This is a genomic window from Ornithinibacillus scapharcae TW25 (assembly GCF_000190475.1).
In the GTDB taxonomy this organism is placed as follows: Bacteria; Bacillota; Bacilli; order Bacillales; family Amphibacillaceae; genus Ornithinibacillus; species Ornithinibacillus scapharcae.
In genome coordinates, this window is the sequence record NZ_AEWH01000058.1 from 21,450 (window position 1) to 46,690 (window position 25,241).

General features: G+C 35.7%; 21 protein-coding genes and 1 riboswitch. Of the genes, 16 read left to right on the forward strand and 5 right to left on the reverse strand.

The window, feature by feature from the left end; all coding sequences use genetic code 11:
* Nucleotides 1–118: 118 nt before the first annotated feature.
* Nucleotides 119–973, reverse strand: a complete 855-nt coding sequence (locus G5W_RS0115390) for a hypothetical protein (protein ID WP_010098050.1) — start codon at nucleotides 971–973, stop codon at nucleotides 119–121.
* A gap of 353 nt (nucleotides 974–1,326) precedes the next feature.
* Here G5W_RS0115390 and G5W_RS21345 point away from each other — a divergent pair, with 353 nt between their 5' ends.
* The 16 genes from G5W_RS21345 (at nucleotide 1,327) to G5W_RS0115480 (ending at nucleotide 19,791) form a co-directional block, all read left to right on the forward strand.
* Nucleotides 1,327–2,091 carry a DUF7683 domain-containing protein gene (locus G5W_RS21345; RefSeq protein ID WP_010098051.1) on the forward strand — a complete coding sequence of 255 codons (765 nt, stop codon included), beginning with the start codon at nucleotides 1,327–1,329 and terminating at the stop codon, nucleotides 2,089–2,091.
* 101 nt (nucleotides 2,092–2,192) lie between these two features.
* Nucleotides 2,193–3,092, forward strand: coding sequence for a hypothetical protein (locus tag G5W_RS0115400; RefSeq protein WP_010098052.1), 900 nt, complete (start codon nucleotides 2,193–2,195; stop codon nucleotides 3,090–3,092).
* Nucleotides 3,049–3,303 carry a hypothetical protein gene (locus G5W_RS0115405; RefSeq protein WP_010098053.1) on the forward strand — a complete coding sequence of 85 codons (255 nt, stop codon included), beginning with the start codon at nucleotides 3,049–3,051 and terminating at the stop codon, nucleotides 3,301–3,303. Before G5W_RS0115400 ends, G5W_RS0115405 begins: the two co-directional genes overlap by 44 nt.
* Before the next feature lie 410 nt (nucleotides 3,304–3,713).
* On the forward strand, nucleotides 3,714–4,211 hold the full coding sequence (locus G5W_RS0115415) for a TetR/AcrR family transcriptional regulator (RefSeq protein ID WP_010098056.1): 498 nt from the start codon (nucleotides 3,714–3,716) through the stop codon (nucleotides 4,209–4,211).
* Nucleotides 4,208–5,077 carry an ABC transporter ATP-binding protein gene (locus G5W_RS0115420; RefSeq protein WP_010098058.1) on the forward strand — a complete coding sequence of 290 codons (870 nt, stop codon included), beginning with the start codon at nucleotides 4,208–4,210 and terminating at the stop codon, nucleotides 5,075–5,077. Before G5W_RS0115415 ends, G5W_RS0115420 begins: the two co-directional genes overlap by 4 nt.
* Entirely contained in the window at nucleotides 5,058–5,795 is a 738-nt protein-coding gene (locus G5W_RS21350; RefSeq protein ID WP_010098059.1) for a fluoroquinolone export ABC transporter permease subunit, read from the forward strand. Before G5W_RS0115420 ends, G5W_RS21350 begins: the two co-directional genes overlap by 20 nt.
* The gene (locus G5W_RS0115430) at nucleotides 5,792–6,574 is read left to right on the forward strand and encodes an ABC transporter permease (protein WP_010098060.1); all 783 of its coding nucleotides are present in this window, start codon (nucleotides 5,792–5,794) and stop codon (nucleotides 6,572–6,574) included. Before G5W_RS21350 ends, G5W_RS0115430 begins: the two co-directional genes overlap by 4 nt.
* Nucleotides 6,575–6,885: 311 nt before the next feature.
* Nucleotides 6,886–7,110 carry a hypothetical protein gene (locus G5W_RS24030; RefSeq protein WP_010098061.1) on the forward strand — a complete coding sequence of 75 codons (225 nt, stop codon included), beginning with the start codon at nucleotides 6,886–6,888 and terminating at the stop codon, nucleotides 7,108–7,110.
* 133 nt (nucleotides 7,111–7,243) lie between these two features.
* Complete coding sequence (locus G5W_RS0115445; RefSeq protein WP_010098062.1) at nucleotides 7,244–7,561, forward strand: hypothetical protein; 318 nt, start codon at nucleotides 7,244–7,246, stop codon at nucleotides 7,559–7,561.
* 50 nt (nucleotides 7,562–7,611) lie between these two features.
* The gene (locus G5W_RS0115450) at nucleotides 7,612–8,247 is read left to right on the forward strand and encodes a hypothetical protein (protein WP_010098064.1); all 636 of its coding nucleotides are present in this window, start codon (nucleotides 7,612–7,614) and stop codon (nucleotides 8,245–8,247) included.
* 267 nt (nucleotides 8,248–8,514) lie between these two features.
* A riboswitch (Lysine riboswitch) is annotated at nucleotides 8,515–8,692 on the forward strand.
* Between the two features lie 130 nt (nucleotides 8,693–8,822).
* Nucleotides 8,823–10,025, forward strand: coding sequence for an aspartate kinase (locus tag G5W_RS0115455; protein WP_010098066.1), 1,203 nt, complete (start codon nucleotides 8,823–8,825; stop codon nucleotides 10,023–10,025).
* 190 nt (nucleotides 10,026–10,215) lie between these two features.
* Nucleotides 10,216–11,277: an endospore germination permease gene (locus G5W_RS0115460; RefSeq protein WP_010098068.1), complete on the forward strand. Its 1,062-nt coding sequence runs from the start codon at nucleotides 10,216–10,218 to the stop codon at nucleotides 11,275–11,277.
* A 16-nt stretch (nucleotides 11,278–11,293) separates the two neighbouring features.
* A complete protein-coding gene (locus tag G5W_RS21360) occupies nucleotides 11,294–12,730 on the forward strand; it encodes a spore germination protein (RefSeq protein WP_010098070.1) in 1,437 nt (478 codons plus the stop codon).
* Nucleotide 12,731: 1 nt separating this feature from the next.
* Nucleotides 12,732–13,880, forward strand: coding sequence for a Ger(x)C family spore germination protein (locus G5W_RS0115470; protein WP_010098072.1), 1,149 nt, complete (start codon nucleotides 12,732–12,734; stop codon nucleotides 13,878–13,880).
* Nucleotides 13,881–14,157: 277 nt separating this feature from the next.
* Nucleotides 14,158–19,125, forward strand: coding sequence for a SpaA isopeptide-forming pilin-related protein (locus G5W_RS21365; protein ID WP_010098073.1), 4,968 nt, complete (start codon nucleotides 14,158–14,160; stop codon nucleotides 19,123–19,125).
* A 24-nt stretch (nucleotides 19,126–19,149) separates the two neighbouring features.
* Nucleotides 19,150–19,791 (forward strand): class D sortase, encoded by a 642-nt coding sequence (locus tag G5W_RS0115480; RefSeq protein ID WP_010098075.1) that lies wholly within the window; start codon nucleotides 19,150–19,152, stop codon nucleotides 19,789–19,791.
* A gap of 102 nt (nucleotides 19,792–19,893) precedes the next feature.
* On the opposite strand, the gene G5W_RS0115485 is transcribed toward G5W_RS0115480, so the two are convergent.
* The 4 genes from G5W_RS0115485 to G5W_RS0115495 form a co-directional block, all read right to left on the reverse strand.
* The gene (locus G5W_RS0115485) at nucleotides 19,894–21,888 is read right to left on the reverse strand and encodes a bifunctional diguanylate cyclase/phosphodiesterase (RefSeq protein ID WP_033445727.1); all 1,995 of its coding nucleotides are present in this window, start codon (nucleotides 21,886–21,888) and stop codon (nucleotides 19,894–19,896) included.
* Nucleotides 21,889–22,193: 305 nt separating this feature from the next.
* Complete coding sequence (locus G5W_RS22945) at nucleotides 22,194–22,793, reverse strand: AfsR/SARP family transcriptional regulator (RefSeq protein WP_157998056.1); 600 nt, start codon at nucleotides 22,791–22,793, stop codon at nucleotides 22,194–22,196.
* Between the two features lie 15 nt (nucleotides 22,794–22,808).
* Nucleotides 22,809–23,339, reverse strand: a complete 531-nt coding sequence (locus G5W_RS22950; protein ID WP_050801687.1) for a LytR/AlgR family response regulator transcription factor — start codon at nucleotides 23,337–23,339, stop codon at nucleotides 22,809–22,811.
* Between the two features lie 201 nt (nucleotides 23,340–23,540).
* Complete coding sequence (locus G5W_RS0115495) at nucleotides 23,541–24,794, reverse strand: methyl-accepting chemotaxis protein (RefSeq protein WP_010098079.1); 1,254 nt, start codon at nucleotides 24,792–24,794, stop codon at nucleotides 23,541–23,543.
* Nucleotides 24,795–25,241 lie beyond the last annotated feature (447 nt).

The following is a 25,241-nucleotide window of genomic DNA, read 5'->3' on the forward strand; positions in this document are numbered from 1 at the left end:
AACATTATGGGAGTGTGTTTATCATCGAGTTGAAAAGGTCACGAGCCAATCCCCTGACCTTTTTCTATACCGATCCCGCCTTAGCTATCACATCAGTAATTCGTGAGATACGAAGAGTCTAGGCACGCAATAAAGCACCATTAGGCTCAGCTAACTCCTCTTTCCTAATCTGATTCATCCTACAGTAATAGTCAAAAAATCTCTGTGCTAGTTCACTATCGACTGTGTCACTCTTCAATGAAACGATATCACGTAATATTTGGGCCACCCATTCATTATCAAAATAACGGTATTTCCCTGTATTCCAAGTCATTTTGTGCGGAGTTTTTTCATTTACATAGTATTTCCAAAATGGCATCCTATCCGATTCTTGATCTGTCAGTTGTAGTCTGTATTCGGAGTGAGCAGGGATTAAACCGTCTTCACAAAACTTACCAATGAAATCCTTGCTTACCATATAAAGCCCGATGATACGTCTGTCTTTTTCTGGCTTACTAGCATCTCTCTCTGTTAAAAGACAAATACTATTAGGATAGATACGGGTAGGTTTTTTGGGCTCTCCCTTATTTACGCCGCTTTTTATAACGTCAGTAAAAACCTTCCACTCTGTAAAGACTTTAGCAAGTTCTTCTTCATCACACCAAAATACCATTTGTGATTGGGGATGGAGTTTATGATTCTTCATAAGCTTTTCATGTTCCAAGCGTAGTTGTTGTTCTTTTAGTTGGAGTTTTTTCTCTACTTCTTTTTCTTGTTCTTCCTTCTCCCGTTCCAATTCCCTTTTTTGTATAATCATGTTAAGTGAATGCGCGGCACTTTTATCATGCAATTTTAGATGTTTCCCAAACGCATCCGGGTAAACAAACTTCTTACTTTCGGTGGCGAAAAGTATTTCAATGATAGAATCGTTATGATTCACAATATTTCCTTTACCAAATCGCTTATGCGATACTTCTTTATTAATTAAATTCATTATCAAGCCCTCCTTATAGTAGTAATACTTGGATTATGTTATTACATTCAAACTCGAGTTTAGGTATAAAAAAACGTACCCAAAGTCCTTCAGCAAAAATAGAATCTGGTATACGAAGCTAATTAAGTATTGTACGATTATTGTAACATTCTTTCGAAGGTATCACAAATAAATCATTTGACAATAAAATATATTGTATTATAAAATAAAAGATTATTTTATTTTGATATGTATCGATCTTCGTATTCTGGAAAAGATATTAGGTTATAGAAAATATATATTCGAACAACTATATTACGGTTGAGCTGTAATAGGGAAATGTAGATTTGTTTCTAAGTGGAGGTGGGCTAATAATGGCGAGTGCAATTAACTATCAATACCGCATAACCAAGTATAACCCTATATATAGGAATTCATTTGGAGAATACACCAAAGAGGAATGGATAAGTTCTTCGCAAATAGGCAAGACATTTGATGGTGAGGTATTTACTATCGTAGATTATTTTCAGGTAGAAGCTTCTTATATTAATACTATTTTAAGCTTTATGAAAGAATCCCAGATAAATTCCTTACGAGTAGTACTATTGGATAATGAACGGTTTCAAGATGAATCATCTGAACTCTTTGAAGAAAAATTCAAGGAAGTGATCCTTGAAGAAGATTTACTCGTCAGTGAAAAAGATATCGCTATAATTTGTCAAATGGTATTACGTGAATTTATTCACTGCCTTCTAATTTCAGGAGATGATTTCTTTGTTCACTTTGGCTACGATTACTATATGTATATTGGTTCCAATCAACCGTGTAAATTAGGAATTGATTTCGCTAGGGAAAATGGACTATTTGTAGAAGAATATCAATCTCCATATTATCTTGCGGAAGAAGATATTATGAGAACAATAGAATGGACAGCTAAAGAGAATGAGTCTATTTTAGGTGATGAAGACCTTTCAATGGTACCTTTAAAAGAATTTCAAAAAGCTCTTAATCTCTCAGAGGATCATCCAGTTGTTGGTTCCTTTCGGATAACTAGTAAAAACAAAGACTTTTTTCAACAGTATATGGAACATAAATTAGACTTCTCTAAATATAATTACTTTCTTTTTGGGGGAAATTGAAAACACTCTAATGAGTCTCGATTATCTTTAAAAAAATTAGAATTCGTAATTCGTGCTATGCAGTGTCTGGTAAAATTGGAAGTAGGAGGGGGTATCGGCTTATGGAAATGCAAACGAAAGATAATTTGAACTTTACGAATCAGCTGCCAAAGTGGGCTATTGGTTGCCATATTGGGTTAATCTCCCTTTTCGTTTTATTAGGAATGGGTATGTTTGTTTTAACTGCTCTAGAAGTCTCAGAGACTGGGCTGGGGTTCTCAATTCTTTTACTTGCAATTGGTGTTGTCTTTCTAGGACTTTCATGGTTTGCTTACAAAAATTTACGAAAATACCTAGACCTTATTATAAAGGTCAGTGTTAGTGAACAAGGTTATGATTACTACGCAAAAGACAAAAGGAAAGGCGTAGAACACAAATTTTTTCTACCTTATGAGAAGATGACTTATGTTTTAATTGGAATGGACTATCGTATGATGGCAAAGTACAAATATAGTGTTCATCATGATAGTACAAAGCTTGTTCCAGTACGATCGGCAAAAATAGTAATCCGTGGTGTCAGTACAGATAATCGATTAGAGGTTACAAGTTTTTCTCATTGGGATCAACAATCACTACATAAATGGATTGAAGTATTTCAAAAGCATGGGGTGGATATTTTTCATACAGATAAAGCCTTAACTGCGGTTCCAGACAACCCAGAAGTTATCGAGTCCATTCCAAAGGAGAAGTTTGAAGGTTCACTTTCCTTTGTAATAGGTTCAGAGGCAGATGATTTAGAAAATATCTATTTAACAGAAGAACAGCAAGTATTGGTCGAGGAAAAAGAGAAGAGAGGACAAAAGAACGGTATATACTTTACACTTCTTATATCTATGGCACAGATTATTATGATATGCGCTTGGTTTCCTCATTGGGAGATAGTGGATAAGTCCTTCAGTGATAGTTCTGGAGAATTCGTTGCTCTTTTATTTACTATCCTTTCACAGTTTTTATTTATATAAAAAGAGGAAAGTCAAATGGTATGAGCCGTTACGAGATTCTATCATTATTTATTTAGGCATCCTGCTTGGTATCCAGCTTTCTCCAGATGAACGAGCAATTTTTCAATCCGCGGTACAAGGCTATGCAATGATGACTATCGGTTCATTTTTGTTTCTATACTATGGTATGAAATTATATTCTTGGTTTCAAAAGATTGGTAAAGCTGAATGAAGTGTTATCATTTGGCTAACATAACCGCATTAAACACATTTCACTGAAATAGAAAGAGGCCTCTCATAAGTAGAGCAAACTTGTGGGAAGCTTCTTTTTTGTATCTCTCATGAGGGGATACATAGTATATGAATTGGCAACAACCCTGGATTAGTCACACAATTTGGGGAAAATAAATATTGACACTAGGTATGTGAAGAAATATTATGAGTATATGAATATTTTTATTTTTTATTCATATAGTCGTATGTATACGCATATTCAAATTAGTTTGAGATGGAGGCAAGCGTTGTGCCAAGAGGGTTTAATGAAAATGAAAAAGAGTTTATTAGAAATAAGCTGATGTCGGCTGGAAGAGAACTATTTAGTTCTTTGGGGTTAAAAAAACCAGTATAAAGGATTTAACTGGGATGGCAGGAATTGCTCAAGGTACTTTTTATAATTTTTTCGAATCAAAAGAGGTTATTTATTTTCTGCTATTGGAGCAGGATGAGAAAGAAATTAAGCAGAATGTTATCGATATACTTAAACATTCAAACGAGATAACAGCAACTGTTTTTGCGAATGTAATCTTCGCGACAGTAAAACAAATTGAAAATTATCCGTTAATTCAAAGGCTGTTTACAACAGATGAGTATGAAATATTAGTGCGAAAACTCCCGAATGATCTACTCAAAGAACATAGTGATCGTGATATGTTAAGCTTTAACCCATTATTGGAGCAATGGAAAGACGAAGGGAAAATTGATGCCAATATATCAAATGAAGTGGTTACTAGTGCATTGCGTGCTTTTTTTCTTATGACAATTCACAAACGTGAAATCGGTGAAAGTCTTTACGATCAAACCCTTCAATTTATGGCAGAGGGGATTGCATTGAGTCTGTTTAAGGAGAGAGAAAATACGTGATACAGGTTGAGAACTTATTTTACACTTATCCAGGGAATAGTTCACCAACAATTAAGGATATTAATGTATCTATTAATGAAGGAGAGATATTTGGCTTTCTGGGTCCATCTGGAGCCGGTAAAAGTACGATACAGAAAATACTAATAGGTGTTTTAAAGGATTTTCAAGGGAATGTAAAAGTCCTCAATCAGGATGTGAGTAAAGCATCCAGTAAGTTTTATAGACAGCTTGGTGTGGCTTTTGAAACACCGAACTTTTATCAGAAATTTACAGCTCTAGAAAACCTTGAATTTTTTGCAGGATTCTATAATAACACCAGATTAAATTTGGAAGACCTCTTGAGAAAAGTAGCTCTTGAAAACACAGTAAATATTAGAGTTTCAAATTTCTCTAAGGGGATGAAAATGCGTTTGAATATTGTAAGAGCCTTTCTACATAATCCAGACCTTATTATTCTTGATGAACCAACATCAGGACTCGATCCAGTTAATGTGAAAAAAGTGCAGAAATTTATATTAGAACAAAAAGCAAGAGGTAAAACAATTATATTAAATACTCATAATATGAATGTTGCGGAAACATTGTGTGATAGAGTGGCTTTTGTTGTCGAGGGTGAGATTAAATTAATAGATTCTCCTAAAAACCTTAAAGAGGCTTTTAGTAGAAAAGAAATTGCAGTTTTACATAAAGAAGAAGGAAAAGAAAATATAGAGTATTTTCAATTAAAACTACTTGGTCAGAACAAGCGATTCCAACAAATCTTAAAAGGAGATGAACTGATTAAGATTCATACGGTTGAAAGAACATTAGAAGATATCTTTGTAGAGGTAACTGGGAGGGCACTTCATGATAGGGAAACTGATTAAACAGGATGTACGATTCCAGTTCAGGCATGGGTTTTATTATGTGTATGCATTCGTGACAGCTATCTATATAACAGTTCTACTACTCATTCCTATGGAGTTCCGCAGTCTCTGGGGTATATTTATTGTCTTTACAGACCCAGGAACGTTAGGATTCTTCTTTGTCGGAGCCATTGTTATGCTGGAACGAAATCAACAGCTATTAACCTATCTTTTCATTACTCCAGTAAAACTAAAGAGTTATTTATGGTCCAAGATAGTATCCTTAACTCTTATTGCGTGGCTGACTAGTTTATTTATTGTGTATTCTACACTTGATACAACTGTTTCAGTTACTTTTTTATCGATTGCCATACTTCTTTGTAGTTTCTTTTTCACTTCGTGCGGGTTAGTAATTGCTGTCGACTCTCCATCCATGAATCATTTTATGTTCCGAGCAATTGTTAGTATGATTATGTTTTATATTCCAGTATTAAATTATTTAGATTGGATTTCATTTCGTTTATTTGAGATTATGCCTAGCTATTCTGCACTAATTCTTTTGGAGTATGCAATGGGGAGAGAGGGAGGGATTTTTTCCATTCACATACCGAGTAGTAGTGTGATGATACATGTAGGATTACTTACTTTATGGGGGCTTATAGCTTATCGAATAGCTTACATACGCTTTTCAAAATATATTCTCTCCAATACGGGAGAAGTCAGGGAGATGTCTGTATGAAAAAAGGGGCGGATGTTCAAACAGGAAGAGTTCATATAAAACAAGTGGAACTGTTTTTAAAGGGCGATGCGAAAAATGTACTGCGAGATCCATTAATGGTACTAGTACTAGGGATTCCGATCTATTTGTTTATTCTTGTCAAGTTCGGTATACCATTTGTGGACATCCAGCTGTCAAAGTATACCTATTTTCAGTTGATGGATCATTTTGATTTAATCATTTGTTTTATAGTCTTGATTGTACCTATGATGATAGGCATGCTGACAGGCTTTCTTTTGTTGGACGAAAAAGATGATGGAATCATTAATTACATGGCAATTACACCGATGAAAAAACTGGGATTTATAGGATATCGAGTAACCTTGCCTTTAATCATATCGTTTATTATTTCTACTGTTCTTGTACTCTTATTTTTAATAGGGGAAGAATCGGTTAACTGGGGGCTATTGTTGATAGTACTAGTAGTAGTATCTTTATTCGGACCTTTGATTACAATGTATCTAGCATCGTTATGTGAAAATAAGGTAGAGGGAATAAGCTATGCAAAGTTGATTTCGATTTTCTCGGTCGCACCTATAGTAACGTATATGTTTGAAAGCTGGTGGACAGGGTTTGCCTATATTATTCCAGTGACATGGGTTGTTGAATTATCTTATACGAGTATTACAGGTGAATACTTCGGATTAATAGATAACTGGGCAATATTGTATCTAGGCGGAGTGACTAACATTTCGATATTCCTATATTTCTTTTATCAAAAATTAAGGAAAAGCCTATAATTGCCATTTTACTAGAAAAAGTTGATTATACACTTGGGCTTTAAGCTTCTTCCTATTCACCACACTCATGTCTTCATCTAGCCAAGGCACCCTTCAGTGAACGAGGTTCTAAAGAATGTCACAGATACTTACTTCATTTGATATGAATTATAGTAATGCCAATGTGTTATTTGCAATTACCTCTTCATATTTTTTTAGCTTCCTGAACAATGATTTCTAAATGATTTAAATATATCAGTTCATTTGACCACTCTAATGTAAAGTGTTGTTCATATGATGTTGTGTATTGTATGAGAAAGGAGGAGTCATCCATGAGCTTAATTAACATTGAAGAGTTAATCGCATTCTTAGAGTCTCAATTACAACAGCAACAGCAAAAGCAACAACAAGAAAACAAACAAGAAAACGAACAAGAAAACAAGCAGGAACAAGAAAACGAACAAGATCAAGAAAATGAACAAAAGTTTTATATTGAAGTAAAAAATGGTAATTCTTATGTTGTGAAAAGTGGTAATTCCACTTTAGAAGAAGATTAATCGCCTTTTGATTAGAGTAGTCTCCACAAAAAACCTGAGGAACTTCCCTGTTCTTTAGGTTTTTTAATACTCTTATAGTAGCCTATACAATGCCAATTTGGTTTCATACAAATATAAAGAGAGGTGATGCTCAGTGGAAGAAAGCCAAGAAAAATTAATAAAAGAAATAGTTGAAAATCATGTTCAAAAATATCTTGAACAAATAGAAAATAAATTCACTGCCGAACTAATAAATGAAAATGGTAATGCAAGTGTCAAACAAAGTGGAAATGGTATTGTTTATATTGATAATACTGGTATTGCTTATGCGATGCTCTTATTCTACCAGCACTTTATTAGAAAAAATGATGAAGTTGATATCGACTCTTTATTTGATAGATTAGATGACTTATTAGATGAAAATCGCAAATCTTTTAGTGATTTGATTAAATCATTACGTGACGACGCTTAATAGATTTACTGTCTTTACTAGAGCAAAATAATCGGAGAGGGTGAGGGGGGATGAGTGGAAATAAGAGCTTTTTTACTTTGATACATGATTCATTAATGCCTGGAAACATCTATGTTCTGTTCTTAAGAAATGGGAAGAATATTATTTTGAGAATAAATAAAGTCAATAGTCTCAGTGGCTCTATACAGGGATATGATCATCGTGGTAGGTTAACAGCCTTAAATATCAAGAGTATAAGTGGCTTTGGAGAATTATCATCTTTCCCTAATGTAGTTTCCTCAAAGTATCAAACTCGAAATAAGCAGCATGAATATGCAAGTGGTGAAGAAAAAAATAGTTTTGCAAAAAAAGTATTAGCCAGAGAGGGAAATATTGAACCAAGAACAAATTCAAATTATCAGGGGAAGGGAAATAGCTGGGAAGTTGAAACACAACAACAGGAAAAAGCACAGACCTATTCGCAAACAAATGATATAACAGTAAACGTAGATCCTAAAGAAACATTAGAGAATCCCCTTGCGAATGTTGGTGAATCTAACGAAGAGTCAGTGAATTATCGAGAATATAAAGCAATTACGCAGATAAATAGTAAAAGATTGGTTTCACTAAGTGCGCTTAGTATTAATGGTAATTCAGTGATAGAAGAAAGTGGTAGGGCAATCGTTGGTAACATTATATCGAACTAATTATTTTGGAGCAGTAGCTCAAGTTGAATCTTATTGGATGGAATTTGATTAGATTTTATTTGTAAAATAGATAGGTATTGATTTTAAGCGTATCGGTATTAGTAGGTAAAGAGGCTTCAATCTGTTCGATAACACTTTGGAGACCTCTTTTTATTGATGTATATTTTATTAATGACAATTATTTTATCTAGTTACTAAAAAGTTAATCCATTTCAGTTTACAATCTTAAGAAACTTTCGTATACTTACATACAACATGAATTGAATACTTAATGGATGAGGAGCAAAGGTCATCAGTAACTTACTATGTAAAGCTGCAACTAGTAGTAAGTGAAAGGGGGCTTTGCCGAAATGGAATTCTGTTTGCAGATAGGATTTCGTTGGATTGTATATTAAGAGTATGCAGTCTGTCATTATTCTCGTAATAATGGAGTGCTTCCACTTGTATATAGGACAGATCATAAACAAGTCGGAATCCCCGGCTTGTTTTTTTGTTATATTGGGACGATTTTTCTCTAAACAAATTCTGACCATTTCTAGGAAGTGACAGCACCATCCGTGGAAAGAAGGAAGCTTATGAATAGAAAGGTACTTAAATTCGGTGGAACGAGTGTTAGTAGTTTGGAAAAGATTAAAGATATTGCTAGATACTTGAAGGATCGTGTGGAGCAAGGGGAGGAGCTAGTCGTAGTCGTTAGTGCAATGGGTAAGACGACGGATGAGCTATTAGCGCAGGTAAGCTCGATTACTTCATCACCAAATGAACAGGATTTGGCAGTTTTACTTACTACAGGCGAGCAGCAGACCATTTCCTATCTATCTATCATACTCAATGACCTAGGGGTAAAGTCGAAGCCACTTACAGGCTACCAAGCTGGCATTGAGACGGTTGGCCATCATTTAAAGAGTAAAATTTCTAAGATTAATGCAAAGCTCTTTGATGAACTATTTGGTACATATAATGTGCTAATCGTTGCGGGCTTTCAAGGGTTTAATACGGATAATGAAATCACCACTCTCGGACGTGGCGGTTCTGACACGACAGCAGTAGCACTTGCGGCAGCACAGCAATGTCCATGTGAGATTTATACCGATGTAGCGGGAGTATATAGTACAGATCCGCGAATTTATGCTAGTGCGAAGCGGCTTAAAGTAGTTTCGTATGAGGAAATGATGGAAATGAGTGCGCTAGGTTCAGGGGTACTCGTTTCACGAAGCGTAGAAATTGCAAAAAACTACAACATTCCAATTTATTTAGGAAAAACACTATCAGAAGAGAAGGGAACATGGGTAATGTCAACAATGGAAATGCTAGAGAAAAAAGCCATTACTGGTGTGGCACTTGATAGGGATATGATTCATGTAACTTTGAACTATCCGGAGAATAATATACAGCTACTGGATGAGTTATTTATTAACTTAGAACAAGAGGAAGTCAATGTAGATATGATTTCTCAAATAGCGAATAATGAAGGATTACAGCTATCATTCACGATGAAAGACACTGAGGAACATCAAATTCAAAAGATTTTTTCCCGATTAAAAGAGAATTATCCGGGTCTATATTTCAAGATTGAAAATCGATTTGTGAAGGTATCCGTTATTGGTTCGGGGATGCGTGATATGACTGGTGTTGCTTCTAAGGTATTCCGAACTTTAATTGAATCAGACATTCCATTTTATCAAGTTACGACATCGGAAATTAGCATCTCGTATGTCGTGGATGCGTTTAACGGGGAAAGAGCCGTTCAGCTGTTGTGTGAGCGGTTTGAATTATAATAAATTTTTATGGGAAAATGCTTCTCACAAGTTTGATTGCTTGTAAGAAGCATTTTCCTTTTCACTTGTTTCCGAAGAATATGGCGATTATTTTATCGACATCCCCATTATTCTTGTTGACCAGAATAGTATTGACTTGGGTGGTTATTATAAAAATAAACTATTACATATTCAGAGGAAGTTAATATCAATGAAGTTTTCAAGAGTCCAAATTTTCTTTTTGTTAATTATGTTTATAGGAATTTCTAATCATGTCATTTTACTTCCTCATTTATTGCAAGTTGCCCATAGAGATGCATGGCTATCCGCCTTGATCGGTTACTTTGTATTGATTCTTTGGTCTTTCCTATTAGTAATTATTATGAAAAGGTCGAAGAATCAAAAGTATTCTATTTGGCTTAAAAATCGAATAGGGGGACCAGCAACTTCTATTCTATTAGTGTTATTGTCCATCTATATTTCCATCATAGCTTTAATAACATTTAATGATTTCGTAAATACCGTTCAGATATATTTTCTACAGGATACTTCAATTTGGGTAATAGGATTCGTATTTCTAATCGTATGTATTTGGTCTGCTGGTGCCAATTTGAAGACAATTGTTTATTCAGCCCTCTTACTCGTTCCTTTCGTTCTTATATTAGGCGACTTTGTAGCGATTGCTACATTTGATGAAAAGAATTATAGTTTTATATTTCCGGCATTATTGGAAGGGTCTGAACCACTGATTAGAGGTGTATTTATCTTTTTAGGTGCTGGTGCTGATATTATTTTAGTGTTATTAATTCAAGACCGTATTCAAAAACCACTATCCTATCTGAGCATGTTTCTCCTCACTAGCACACTAGCAATATTAGTTATCGGCCCAACCATGGGATCGATTGCCTCTTTTGGGGCAGAAGTAGCATCACAGATGCGCTTTCCAGCTTTTGAACAGTGGCGTCTGGTAACAATAGGTCAGCATGTTTCGCATTTGGATTTCTTAGCGGTATTTCAAATGATATCTGGAACATTTATAAGATTAACACTTTGCATATTTCTTTTATGGGACATGTGGTTCAAACCAAATAAAAAAGTAAAGTGGACTATTGTTACTGCAATTACTTTAGTTCTTATTTTGATGATACTACCGCAAAACAGCGATATATGGTTGCAAAATTTTATTCAAAAATACTTCTACTATGCTTCAGCTATATTTGGTGTAGCTTTTACAATGTTTATGCTTATAGTAACAAAATTAAAGGAACGTTAAACAAGGTGGTGAGGTAATGCCAACTGAGGATGTAATGTACTTGGACAAATTATTGCATAAAGGATCCCTAACGATTGAGGAACTAAAGAACTATTTAGCGAATTATGCTGATATAGTAATTTATCCAAATACACCATCGAATCAATCCATTAGCTTCTATCTGAGAGGCATGACAGATAACATACAAATTAATGATTATTACCGAACCATTATGACAAAATTGAAAAGTAAAGATGGGGATAGAAATAGTCTGGATTTGCCACCTTTGTATAGGATTGGGAAGTTTGAGGATGTAATGTCTCGGGTGTTTTCGGGCTATTTGATTTTTTATAAGGAAGGGGATCATCAATTATATGCACTTAATGCAGCAAAAGTTCCCCAAAGAACACCTGAGGAATCCTCTACTGAAATTGCTATTAAAGGACCAAAAGATGGATTTACGGAAGAGCTAGACACGAATGTTTCGTTAATTCGAAAACGATTAAATACAGAATACCTATACAATGAAACATTTCAAATAGGATCACTTAGTAATACATCCGTTTCATTACTTTACCTGCATCATAAAGCAAGTTTATCAACGATAGAAGAGGCAAGACAACGCTTACAGTCTTTACAAGTAGAAAGTGTTATCAGTAGTGGACAATTAGAGCAATGGATATCTGATAAAAAAATGTCATTATTTCCATTATATGATTCCAGTGGAAGGGTGGATTTTGCAGTAGAATGTCTCTTAAAAGGTAGATTTATTATAGTGGTTAATGGTTCGCCGACAGTTCTGATAGGGCCTGTCAATATATTTAGCCTTTTGAAGTCTCCTGAAGATATCCATTATCCTTATTATCTTGTAGCATTTCAACGTGTGTTTCGGTTGTTTAGCTTATTGATTGCTATCTTTTTACCGGGGTTTTGGATCTCGATAGCATCTGTTAATATCGATCTAATTCCATTCAATCTCTTGGCAACAGTTGTAGAAGCAAGACGTGGAATGCCTCTTCCTTTTTTTCTGGAGTTTTTGTTTCTACTAGCATTATTTGAAATATTACGTGAAGCAGGTATTCGAATGCCTAAGCCAGTAGGACAAACCATTGCTGTTGTTGGTGGATTAATCATTGGGGATGCATTAATTAGAGCAGGTTTAGCTTCTGCGACTTTAATAGTAGTAATTGCTCTTTCAACAGTAGCTACCTATACATTAGTTAATCAATCCATTATTGGAACAGTTACGATTATACGTCTATATATGGTAATCATTTCGGGATTATTAGGTATATATGGTTTCCTATTAGGGGTAGTAACTATTGTTGTTTACCTATCGAGACTAGAATCCTATTCCCTATCCTACGTAGAACCGGTTGTATCGTTTAAATTTAATAAGATACTCTCTATTTTCTTAATCAGCCCTATTAAAGTTGGACGTCAAACAGGAAAGCAAAAAAAGGGAGAAAAGTGAAATGATGAGACGTATTCTACCTCTTTCTATATTTGTATGGACCGTATTACTGACAACAGGTTGTAATGATATTAAAGAGATCCAAGAAAAGAATTATGCAACAGCAATCGGAATTGATTACCAAGACAATCAATATGTGACTTATGTCCAGCTAGTTAGTCTCACTAGTCTGTCGAATGTGGAAGGTGCTACAACTGAAATGCCTGATATTTGGGTATCCCAATCTACAGGAAACACCTTAAATGATGCCTTGTACGCTTTGTACAATACTGCACAAGAAAGAATTATTTGGTCCCATGTTTCTAGTATTATACTGACGGAATCTGCAATAGAAAATGGATTCAAAGGAATCTTTGATGGAATCATTCGTTATAATGAATTTCGCTTAACACCTTGGGTATTTGGTACGAAGGGAGAAATGAAGGAAATCCTATCTACACAAGGATTTTATAATAAAGGTGCATTAGAAACAATTCTTCATAATCCGAAAAATATCTATAAACAATATTCCCTAGTTAGACCGATAGCATTACATCGGTTAGCAAGAGAAGCTTTCGAACCGGCATTTACAACATATTTACCATCAATTGCTGTTAATGAGGAACAATGGGTAAAAAATGAAGAAAACGATCCCAAGCTCATGTATGATGGTGCATTTTTTATGGAAGGTGAAGCATATAAAGGATTTTTTCCTTTAGAGGAGTTAAAGGGAGCTCAGTGGATCACTGCTGATACAGAACGGACTTCACTTACGATTCAAAGTGATGAACTTGGGGGACATATCTTTATTGTTATTGAAGATTTAAAAACAAAACTGAAAGCAAATGTTAATGGAGGGTTGCCTGACTTTGAATTAAGTGTCGATATTAAAGGATATGTTTCCAACCAAAATGACAAAGAACCTCTGCCAATTGATACATTAACTGATGAGATTAAAGAAACGATAAAAAAAGAGATATATGATCTTTATCGCTTAAGTGTGGAACGACAAACAGATATGTTTAATTTTGAACATGAGCTTTTTCGACAACATACTAATTATTGGAAAGATAATGTGAAGGAAAACGACCTAAACATTCCAGCGGATATATTAAAGAAAGTAAATATAAAGGTAGGGTTAAGGCATGCTGGAGCGGGTAAGAGTAATTAAAAGATGGCTCTTTAATGGGACTGTAGTATATAGTATCTAGTTAAAATAAATTATTTTATGGGTTACTTGGGAAGATTACACTGTTTAGTTGGAGTTGTGTAAAGGGTTTGAATGATACAGTAGTGAAATACGCTTCTCGTGATTGGAACTCTGAGAGGCTTTTTCAAATTGATAAACAGTAGTCTATAACTTTCATCCTTTCTTAAAATTTGTAGAGATTTTGTAGAGAACGGAACTATAAGATATTATTCGTATCTTTAAGAAAGGAGAATGTAGAGTGAAAAGAAAACTGTACATATTATTGGCATTCATTCTTATCCTAGAAACGATCCTACCAGCCTTTTCGTTTCAAGGTAAGGTATTAGCTAATGATGCGGGTGTCATACGAAGTGTATCGGTAGTAGACACCAATGGTGATGTTTTCACAGAGGATGGTGCCAGTGAGGCAATTGTTAGAGTGGCATGGTCGGTTCAAGATGTGAATGTTGAGCCTGGTGAAATCTATACAGCGATTGTTCCTGAAACCGTCTCTATCGAACAACCTCAAAATGGAACATTAACTTTTGATGATGTAGAAGTTGGTTCGTATGTGGTTACTGAAAACTCATCGATAATTAATGTTCATTTTAATGAATCCATCTTAGATAAAAAGTCTGCGAATGGGGTTTTTGATGTAGCAGCAGTGCACCCTGCCCAGCTAAATGTATCATTAGAAGAAAAACAGAACCCTAGCCAGCAAGCTGCTATTGATGACGAGGTAACGAAACAGGAGACAGCTGAACCTACGCCTGTTAGTGAAGAAGAAGGAGACGAAAGCTCCTCCGAAGAACCGCAAATTATCCCAGAAAATATATTAACTGGTTATGGGTTAGAGTTCGAAAAAAATAATGAAAGCACCGATGTTGTGGATAAGGAAACCCTTATCGGCATTACCTATACTTGGGCACTAGCAAATGGTCATCCGTATAGGGGAGGTGCTGTATTTACGTTTCAATTACCACAACAATTAAAGGTTTACAATGAAGTGATTCGTCAGGAAATGTACTTTAATAACGAGGTTATTGGATATCTAACGGTTAACATGAATGGAATTGCTACTATTGAGTTTACAGATGTTATTACCAATTATTCCAACATAAATGGTGATCTAGAAGTTTGGACCGAAATTGATAGTGAGACAATTATTGAGGACGGTCAGATTATCATTACACCAATTGAAGGAAAGGAATCTGCAACAATTCCTGTTAACTTTCATCCGGGTGGACCTTCAATTGAGAAAAAGGGCATACCGAATCGTGTATATAACGGTGAAACCATTACATGGACGATTGATTTTAACAAGGACCTTAAGACGTTAACTGGTGTACAATTAATCGATTTAATTCAAAATGGGCAGGAATTAAAAGAAGGTTCCATTAAACTATTTAAATTAAAGACAAAATGGAATGGTAGTGTTGAACTCGGGGAAGAAGTATCTGCCAATCAAATTGGTACAGAAGATTTTACGTTGAACCTAGGCAATATTAATTCGGCCTACCGGGTGGTTTACGAAACGAACATAACTGATCAAGATATGACGAAGTTCTCTAATAGAGCGACAATGTCTGCTAAGGATCAGGCTGATTCAAGTGCCACTGCGGAGGTAACTATACAACGTGGGAAGCCACTGGAGAAGGAAGCCAAAAATTATAATGGACTAGAGCAATCCATTGAATGGGAAATTCGTTACAACTATAATGAGAAAAATATAGCTCAAGGTCAGGCTTTCTTAAAAGACTTTTTCACTGATAGTCAGGAATTGGTGGAGGGTTCTATCACGGTAAAAGAAGTGACAATTGATCCTGAAACAGGTAGGGTCACTGGTGAAAGTCCTTTTACGAACTATACGGTGGAAAAGAAAACGCAAGAAGGAAAGAACGGTTTTGAACTATCATTCAATCAATCTATCAATAAAGCGTATAAGATTACGTATAAGACAACATCGATAGATCGTGTATATACAGAAGAAGAGATCAAAAATGAAGTTGCTTCTGGTACACATGATGTATGGGTAGGAGCTGGTCGGAAAATTAGTCCACAAATTCTATTCAAGAGCCATGGAACTCCGGACTATGCCGGTAAGGAAATTGGCTGGACAATCCGTGTGAATAGGGATCAGCATGAAATGGACGATGTAATAATCAAGGATACGTTCACAAATGGCGGACTAATATTTAAACCAAACACATTGGAAGTAACAGAAGGTGGAGTCAAACTTTCCGCTAACGAGGATTATGAAGTAGTGGAAGACGCTGATGGTTTTACAATCAGCTTCAATAAAACAATTAAAAAGGAAATTGTCATTCAATATAAAACGGAATTTGACTATGATGCAAGGTCAAATAAGGAATTAAACTTCTTGGAAAATAAGGTGGATATGACCTGGAAGGATACAAGAGGGCAAGAGAGAAACTTATCGGCAAGAGCAGCTTTCACTCCGGATGACTATACACAATCTAACGGTTTTAAGAACGGTTCTTATAATGCAGTGAGTAAAGAAATTACTTGGAATGTGGGCATTAACTACAACCTAAAAACACTCGGTAAAGCCGTTGTAGAGGACACTATTCTAGGAAATCAAAAACTAGTAACAGACTCCCTCGTTGTGTATAAAATGTCTTTAACCGGTGGTAGTAACGGTGTCGAGTTAGGTGAAGCGGTTGAAGGAGAGGATTATGAAATTTCCTACCCAACTGAGAATAGTTTCCGAATTGAATTCAAAAATTCCATCAACACACCTTATAAAATCGAATACAAAACATCTGTCGATGGAGTCGACCTAGTTGCAAAAGAATATAAAAATACAGCAACACTCCTAGACGCCGAAAATAAGGTAACAGAATTGAGCGCTACGGTAACTACACCATTTGGTGGCCAGTACATTGATAAATCTGGTGTACAGAAGGGCAAAGTAATTGACTGGAAAATTGATATTAATTTTGCCGAGTCCGATGTGGAAGAAGCGAAAATTACTGATACATTAGATGAACACCAAGTACTGATACATGACTCATTACAGCTATATGAGGCTCGGGTAGTTGGCAATGGGAAAGTTGAAAAGGGAAATGAATTAGAAAAGGGAACGGATTATGAGGTCACGTTTACAGAAAACCCTGATTCATTTACATTAGTTTTCAACACGAAGGTAGATAAGCCATATATACTGGAGTACCAAACACGAATCATTGCTGCTGCAGGTACTAACGTTAAAAATGAAGCGGAATTTAGTGGTAAAAATATCGTAACACAAGCTCCTTCTAGCAAGTTGATTGAGATAAAGAGGACTGGTGGAGCTGGTAGTGGAACTGGGGAGCTAGGTAATCTGACTGTAGTGAAAAAGGATGCCGCAGATGGAAAACTGTTGCCAGGTGCGACGTTCTCCTTAATCGACCCTGAGAGCGGTGCAATTCTTGCCACTAAGATAACAGATGAGAATGGTAAAGTCTTCTTTGATCGTCTGTTATATGGTGACTACATCCTAAGAGAGGTTTTAGCCCCAGAAGGATATGTTGGTATTGCTGATAGAGACGTAACAATAGACCAACCATTCGAAGCGGATAATGAAGAGAAACCGGGCAATGTGGAAACTGTTGAAAACAAGAAAATTATCTATGCTGTCCAGTTGAAGAAAGTTGATGAAGAAGACCTTGCACTAGAAGGAGCCGTCTTCTCTTTAGAAAAAAAGTCAGGAGATAGCTATGAAACGGTCCAGACCAATCTGATAACAAATGAAACAGGAGTTGTGGAGGTTCACAATCTAGAACCTGGTGTGTATCGTTTTATTGAAACAACTGCACCAGCTGGCTATCAGCTTGATGATACCCCAATTAACTTTACTATTGGTGAGAAAAATACTGAAATGGTAAAGGTTAGGGCGGTTAATTTAAAAACGGGTTCTGTCCTGTTAAGAAAAGTGGATGAAAGGAATCCGCTAATTGTTTTAGAAGGTGCGGAATTTAAACTTCTAGATAGTAAGGGAACTGAACTCCAATCTGGACTAAGAACAAATGAAAACGGTGAGATTATTATTTCTGACTTACAGCCAGGCACATATCAATTGATAGAAACAAAAGCACCATTTGGCTATATCCTGGATTCAACACCTAAAGAATTCACCATGGAAAAAGGCAAATCGGATACAGTACAAATTAGCTTTGAGAATGAAATTCAATTAGGTGCCGTTCAACTAACGAAAATAGACTTTTTAGATTCAACAAAAGTACTTGGGGATGTAACATTTTCTTTACAAGATGAGAATGGAACCGAGTTAAGCCAGCACCAAACTGATGAAAATGGACAGATTATCTTAAATAACTTGGTACCAGGTGACTATCAATTTTTAGAAGTAGAAGCACCTGTAGGCTATGAAACTGACAAAACACCAATTAAATTTACGATAGAAAAAGGTCAAACAGAAATTCTACAGCTCACTGTAGAAAACAAGGCAAAAGGTCATGTGATTATTACAAAAGTAGATAGCAAGAACAATAAACCATTATCTGGTGCTGAATTCAATCTTCAGAATCTGGAAGGTCATGTGATTCTTACTAATCTTGTGACTGATGATGAAGGTAAAATAGAAATTAATCATCTAGCACCCGGTAACTACAAATTAGTGGAAACAAAAGCACCAAGAGGCTACAGGAAATTGACGGAACCAGTAGAATTTGAGATTACTGTCGACCAGAAAGAAACGCTAGAGATAGTTGTTAAAAATACGAAAGCTCCAACTGGAGGCGGAGGTATAACACCGCCAGAGAATCCAGAAGATCCAGGAACACCTAATGACCCAAGTGATCCAGATAAACCAGGTGAACCACCAGTTGACCCAAGTAATCCGAATAAACCAGGTGAACCACCAGTGGATCCAAGTGATCCAGGCAAACCTGGAGAGCCACCGGTAGATCCAAATAAACCAGGAAATCCAACTGACCCACCTTCTGGTCCTGATCAACCGAATAAACCGTCCACTCCTTCACAAGGTGGAAATGGTGGAGGTACACAGAAGGATCCATCAAAAAATCCAAGCAATGGAAATCAATTGACAGGTGGTAAGAATGGTTCTGTATCCGGTGATGAAGATAGTGGGCTTTCTAAGCTACCCCAAACAGGTCAGAATAAGTATCAGTATATGATTTTACTTGGCCTACTCTCGATCATTATGGGGGCATATGTATTAAGAAGACAACCAAAATCAGAAGTGTAACATAGAAGGGAAGGATGGGCTAACATGATTGGTAGAAAATTAGTACTAGGTATTACTTTACTTCTCATTGGGTTCATCCTTCTTTCCATTCCTATATACGATGGATGGAAACAAAGCAGGGACAGTCAAGCGTTAGAAGAAGCTTTAGAGCTGATTAAAGAACAGGGGGAACTAATGGAAACTAATTACGAATCTAGTTCTAACCGTAAACTTGAAAAGCAAATTGATAGTACATTTTCTAATGAAGAGCTTAGAAACGTAATAGAATTGGAAATCCCCTCTATTGACTTGAAAGAGAAAGTTCTTACTGAAACAAACGAATTGAATTTGAGTATCGCATTAACACAATTAAAACCAAATCAAGTAGTAGGTAAAGGGAACTTCGCAATAGCTGGACATAGAGGCTATTTGAATGAAGATTATTTTCTTAACTTGCCTGAAGTTAAGAAAGACGATGAGATTTTCCTGCATGCCCAGGGTAATAAATATGTTTATAAGGTTAAAGAAATAAACGAGATAGAACCGACCGAGGTAGAGGTAGTTTCCGATCGAGAAGGTAAAAAGGAAGTAACGCTCATTACATGTACTACTGACGGCCGAAATCGAATTGCAGTTACAGGTGAACTAGCATATATCGCGGAGGTTAAGGAAGAAGAGGATTCCTAATAGTTAATATGTTAGCATACACTCGCCTAAAGTAAATATACCTTAGGTGAGTGTTTTTTAATGGGTTGTTAATGTCATTATACTTGGAATTCCATTTATAAGTTACTGGTAGGTTACATGATTAGCCTGCTTTCTCAGCCATTCGTCGATTTCAGATACTTGCATAGGTTTCCCATAGAAGTAGCCCTGCATCACATGACATCCCAAGTTGGTTAATGATTTAACATGATCTTGATTTTCGACTCCCTCTGCAACCACATCTAGTCCGAGGTTATCAGCCATTAGAATAATAGCATTTATAATCGCACGTTTACTTGGTTTATCTAAATCATTGGTAAACAACCGGTCTAATTTAAGTGTATCAATCGGAATCAAATCTAGTAAACCTATCGACGAGTACCCAGTTCCGAAATCGTCCATTGAGACCTTCACACCTAAAGCTCGAATACGCTGAAGTTGAGAAATTACTTCTTTGATGTCAGATAGTACCATTGATTCGGTGATTTCTAATTCGAGCAGTTGAGGTTCTAGTCCGGTTTTTTTTAAGATAGAATGAATCCATTCCGATAAATTATCTAGTTGAAAAAGTTGTACAGAAAGATTAACCGAAATAGGATGGACTATCCCAAGATTTTGCCATTTTTTACTTTGTAGAGAGGCTTCCTCTAGCACCCAACTAGTAATAGGAATGATGAGTCCAGTTTCCTCCGCGATCGGAATAAACTCCCCTGGAAGAATGCTTCCAAGTCGAGGATGCTCCCAACGTAGTAACGCCTCAAACCCGTATAAACCGTTCGACTCTACATTCCATTTTGGCTGGTAGACGAGATAAAACTGGTTATTCTCAAGCGCTCTTCTCAAATCTCTCTCTAGTTCCATCTTTCGAACCTCTATCTTACCCATTTCATCGTTATAGATACAATATCGGTTCTTTCCCAAACCTTTGGCTTTGTACATAGCTGTATCCGCTGTTTTAAGAATCGTCGAGTTGTTTACGTGACCAATACTAATTCCAACGCTAGCTGTTATATATAATTGGTTTCCCTCAATATAGTATACTTGCTTAATACTTTGGAGAATTTCTTCCGCTAATTTTTCAGCTCGGTCCTCGTTACATTGCTTCACAATGATTAGAAATTCATCGCCGCCAATCCGGTAGGCTTTCTGGTCTTTACTGATAAACTGTCGCAATCGAGAGGCAACTTCTTGAACGAGAATATCCCCTATATCATGTCCTAATGTGTCATTTATTGCTTTAAATTGATCTAGGTCTATGAACAGTACTCCAATTACTTCATCATCTACATGCTGGTCAAAAAAACGATTCATTTCATGACGGTTAGGTAAGCCTGTTAGCGCATCTTGATAAGCCATTTTCTCTAACACATTCCGATCAAAGAATATCGCTCCCCATGAAATCAACAAGAGAATAAAAATAGTAATTGTTACGCCATACAGAAGAAAAGGATCAGAGGAGTGCTCGTGCTCCATCAATCCTGAATTATTATGAAACTTAGCCGCTTTCATCCCTGTATAGTGCATCCCACAGATGGCAAATCCCATTATGATTGCTGACAACCATTTTAACCAACTGGAAGAAGATTGATTTCTAAAACGAAGAAACAAAAATAATGCTGCATAAGAGGCAATTAGCGCTATTACAATGGATAGTATTACTAATCCTATGTCATATGTTAGTGTAACAGGCATGATCATAGCTTTCATACCAATATAATGCATTGCTACAATTCCACTCCCCATGAAAAAGCCACCTAATGCTATTTTGTTCGCACTTATATTTTTAGGCATGGTGATATAAAGGGCAATAAATGAGGATGCTGCACTAGCTAACATCGATATTAAGGTGAGCCATACATCGTATTCCATGGAAACATGTAAATGAAATGCTAGCATTCCTATAAAGTGCATTGACCATACGCCAGCTCCCATGACTATTGAGCCTGCCAATAACCAGAAATATTTATTTCTTCCACGTGCAAAGGAAATTTTTGCTGTAATATTTAAGGTTGAATAAGATGCTAAAATTGCGATCAATACGGAGAGCGCAACGATATAATAGTTATAACTTCCTTCCATATACACTGTATTTCACTCCAAATCTGTCTAATCTTTCCGAATATAAAGAGAGAACTAGGTTTATAGTCCTATATAAACTAGTTATTACAGTTTAGTCCCTATATCTATACAATTTCTCTACAACATCATGTTTATAAATGGTTAATAGTCTTATGGAAAGGATATTACAAGAATTGGCAAGATTGATAGGAGTGAAAAAAGATAATCTCTAAAGAAATGTAACCAAACCTTGAATGGTATGCCAAAATACAAAAAAGATGCTTCTCACAAGTCAGTTGAACTTGTAGAAGCATCGTGTAAATGTTTTAATTTTTCTCTTGGATAGCGGGAGACTTTCTAATCCATTTCATATACCAATCCTTAATCTCTTTATCTACTTCTAATTGTAATCCAGCCATCGCCTTTTCTAATTGTTGATAGTAGTAGGTGATAAGAGGGGAATTATCCAATCTGTCTAAGGATTTTAGCAATGAAAGGACTGCTTCCTCATGATCAGGTCGCATATTACATACATTGAAATACCACTGAATAGCCTGTTGATAATTTGCCTGTTGTTCATAAAAACGAGCCGCTTGTAGAGCATGATTGATGTAAAGTTGTTCTAGCCGGTAGCGTTCCGATTCCGCCCATATATAGTCGTACTTTCCTAAGTAGGGACCGCTGTATAACTCCATTGCTTTCTCAAATAGAATGATATTTTCAGAGTTTAACTGGTGTAATAAACTAAGTTGATGCTCCCATTCTACTAAATCAATAGAAGAGTTTTTTATATAAAGTATGTATCCTTCATCCGTGCTTTCTAACGACAAATGATTATCATAAGGCGCTATCGCTTTTCTAATGTGGTAGATTGCTGTATATAAACGTGAATGGCTTTTTTCAGGGAGTATGTCAGGCCAAAGCAACTCAGCCAATTCAGATTATAAAATGCTTCTGCCTCTCTCGTGGAGTAGATAGAGGAAAAGCTCTTTTACCTTAAACGTACGCCATTCCGGTCTAATAATTGTACCGTCCGATAGTTTAAATGTTAATTCTCCCCCGACTTGAATCATGAAATCTTTATCCATTGCTTCTGGAGAAGTAATGTTTGAAGACAATGTAGAATTAATTCGTTCACAAGTTTTACGTAAACGATCGAGATGAATTGGTTTGATTAGATAGTCAAAGGCGGTAAGCTCAAAAGCTTCCGTGGCGTAATCATTATAAGCAGTTACGAAAATGATTAGTAGATCTGGATTGATATGGAGCATTTCCGCTGCCAGTTCGATTCCTTTTACATTTGGCATATCAATATCTAGAAAAGCGATGTCAACTTGCTTTATTAGCTCCTTATTCTCCTCTAGGTTGAAGCAGCTATATTTCCCTTCGATAGAAATCTTGCTAACCCTTTTTAATTGTATTTCTAAGAAATCTAATGCAAGTGGTTCATCATCCACAAGAATTGCTTTCACGCTCGTTAACCCCCCCTAGTAATTATATAGTAATTTTACCCAAGTCTTTATTTTATGTCTAACGGGATCTAATCGAAGGAGAAGGGATATACATATTATAGATGTAAATAGTTACACTCGCACAAATGAATAAATTTTAGTGCGAGTGTGTTTCCTGTATTATTTAATTTGGGAGGGAATAAAGAAAGTAACTTCTAATTATTAGATTTTTTTCACTTGGTGAATCAGCAGCTGCTCATCTTTAATTGTATTTAGCTGTTTGATAAGAGAAATAGCCGTCTCCTTAAGGTCTGCTGTTACCTCTTTGTACTTTTCTGTAGTTTCTAGTTGATTTGAAACAGATGCCGATATGCTTTGAATTCCGGCGTTATTTTCTGTTGCAACGTTTTGCATGTTAGATAAAGATTGTTGAATATTAGCTATTTGAAGCTCAATTGCATTCGTTAGCTGTGATGATTTAGTTGTCTCCATTACAACATCTTTAATATCTAGAACAATTTTATTAAATAGTTCACCAGTTAATCGTACTTGTTCAATTCCACGATTAACTTGTTCTTTACCCATATCCATAACAGTGCTCATGTTCTTCGTATCTTCAAATAAATTGTTTAATACACTGGATATCATTGTAGCATACTGCTGTGATTGATTTGCTAGTTTTCTTACTTCCTTAGCAACAACAGCAAATCCCTTTCCTGCCTCACCTGCATGAGAAGCTTCTATACTAGCATTTAGTGCTAATAGATGGGTTTGGCTTGCGATTCTGCTTATTTGAGATAAGGAATCATGCATCTGATTAGAATTACGATTTAATTGATCTGTTACATGGTCTATTTGTTGAACAGCACCGTTAATATGATTCATCATCTGTTCCGTAATTAACATACTTTCATTCCCGTTGTATGCCTGGTCTAATGTTCGCTTAGAGGAATCGACTGTATATGTTGTCTGTTCAATAATTTGTTGTACATCTATGTGTATTTTATCAAGTATGGTAAAGCTATTTTCGGATTCTTCCAGTTGATGTAAAGTACCAGAAACCATCTTTTGTACAGATTTGTTAATTTCATTCGAAGTATTATTAGAATCTATGCCGTCTTTTTCCAACTTATTTACGGTTGTTAGAAGTTCGGTAGAAGTAGTTGAAATTTTCTCCATTAATTCCGCTATGATAGAGTTTTGCTTTTCTTCCTTTTCTATCATAATCTTATTAAAGTTTTGCCTTGCTTTTAACTGTATAATGGTTACAGTTGAAGTAATAATAAGGAAAAAGGCATGTATCATGAGTAGTAAGAATGGATAATTGTCAGTACCACAAATTAATTCAGGGACAGCAAAATATCCAAGCAGATGTTGGATAGCGAAAATTACGGTACTTACAATAATTAAATAAATATTCTCAAAATATACTAAGCTTGCCAGTATCATAAAAATAGAAAAATGATATTCTACCATACCATTGCCACCTGCAATGATAGAAATACTACCAAATGTCAATGAAAACATTACTAGCCACGGTATGGCAATGTGGGTTGGGTCCTTTCTGAATAATACGCCCGTTATGACTACAAGTAAAATAGGAATGGTCAATAAGATATTAATTAAAGAAAATAGTGATTGGTCTGTAAAGTATGATACGGCGAAATACTTAAATAGGTATCTAACCAGCCAATATTTCTGTGCAGAATATGTACAATTACCGAAATCAGACCGATTAAGGCTGAGAAATATAACATGATTTTATTTTTATATCTTTGCATCTAAACACTTTCCTTTGCTGTTGAAATATTAAGGTAGTACTATTTTTACACTTTCAACTTTACAATTTCTGTACAAGTATTATTAATGCTAAAAATATGTTCGTTTTACCGCTTTATACATGTTGTAATACCCTCTTATATA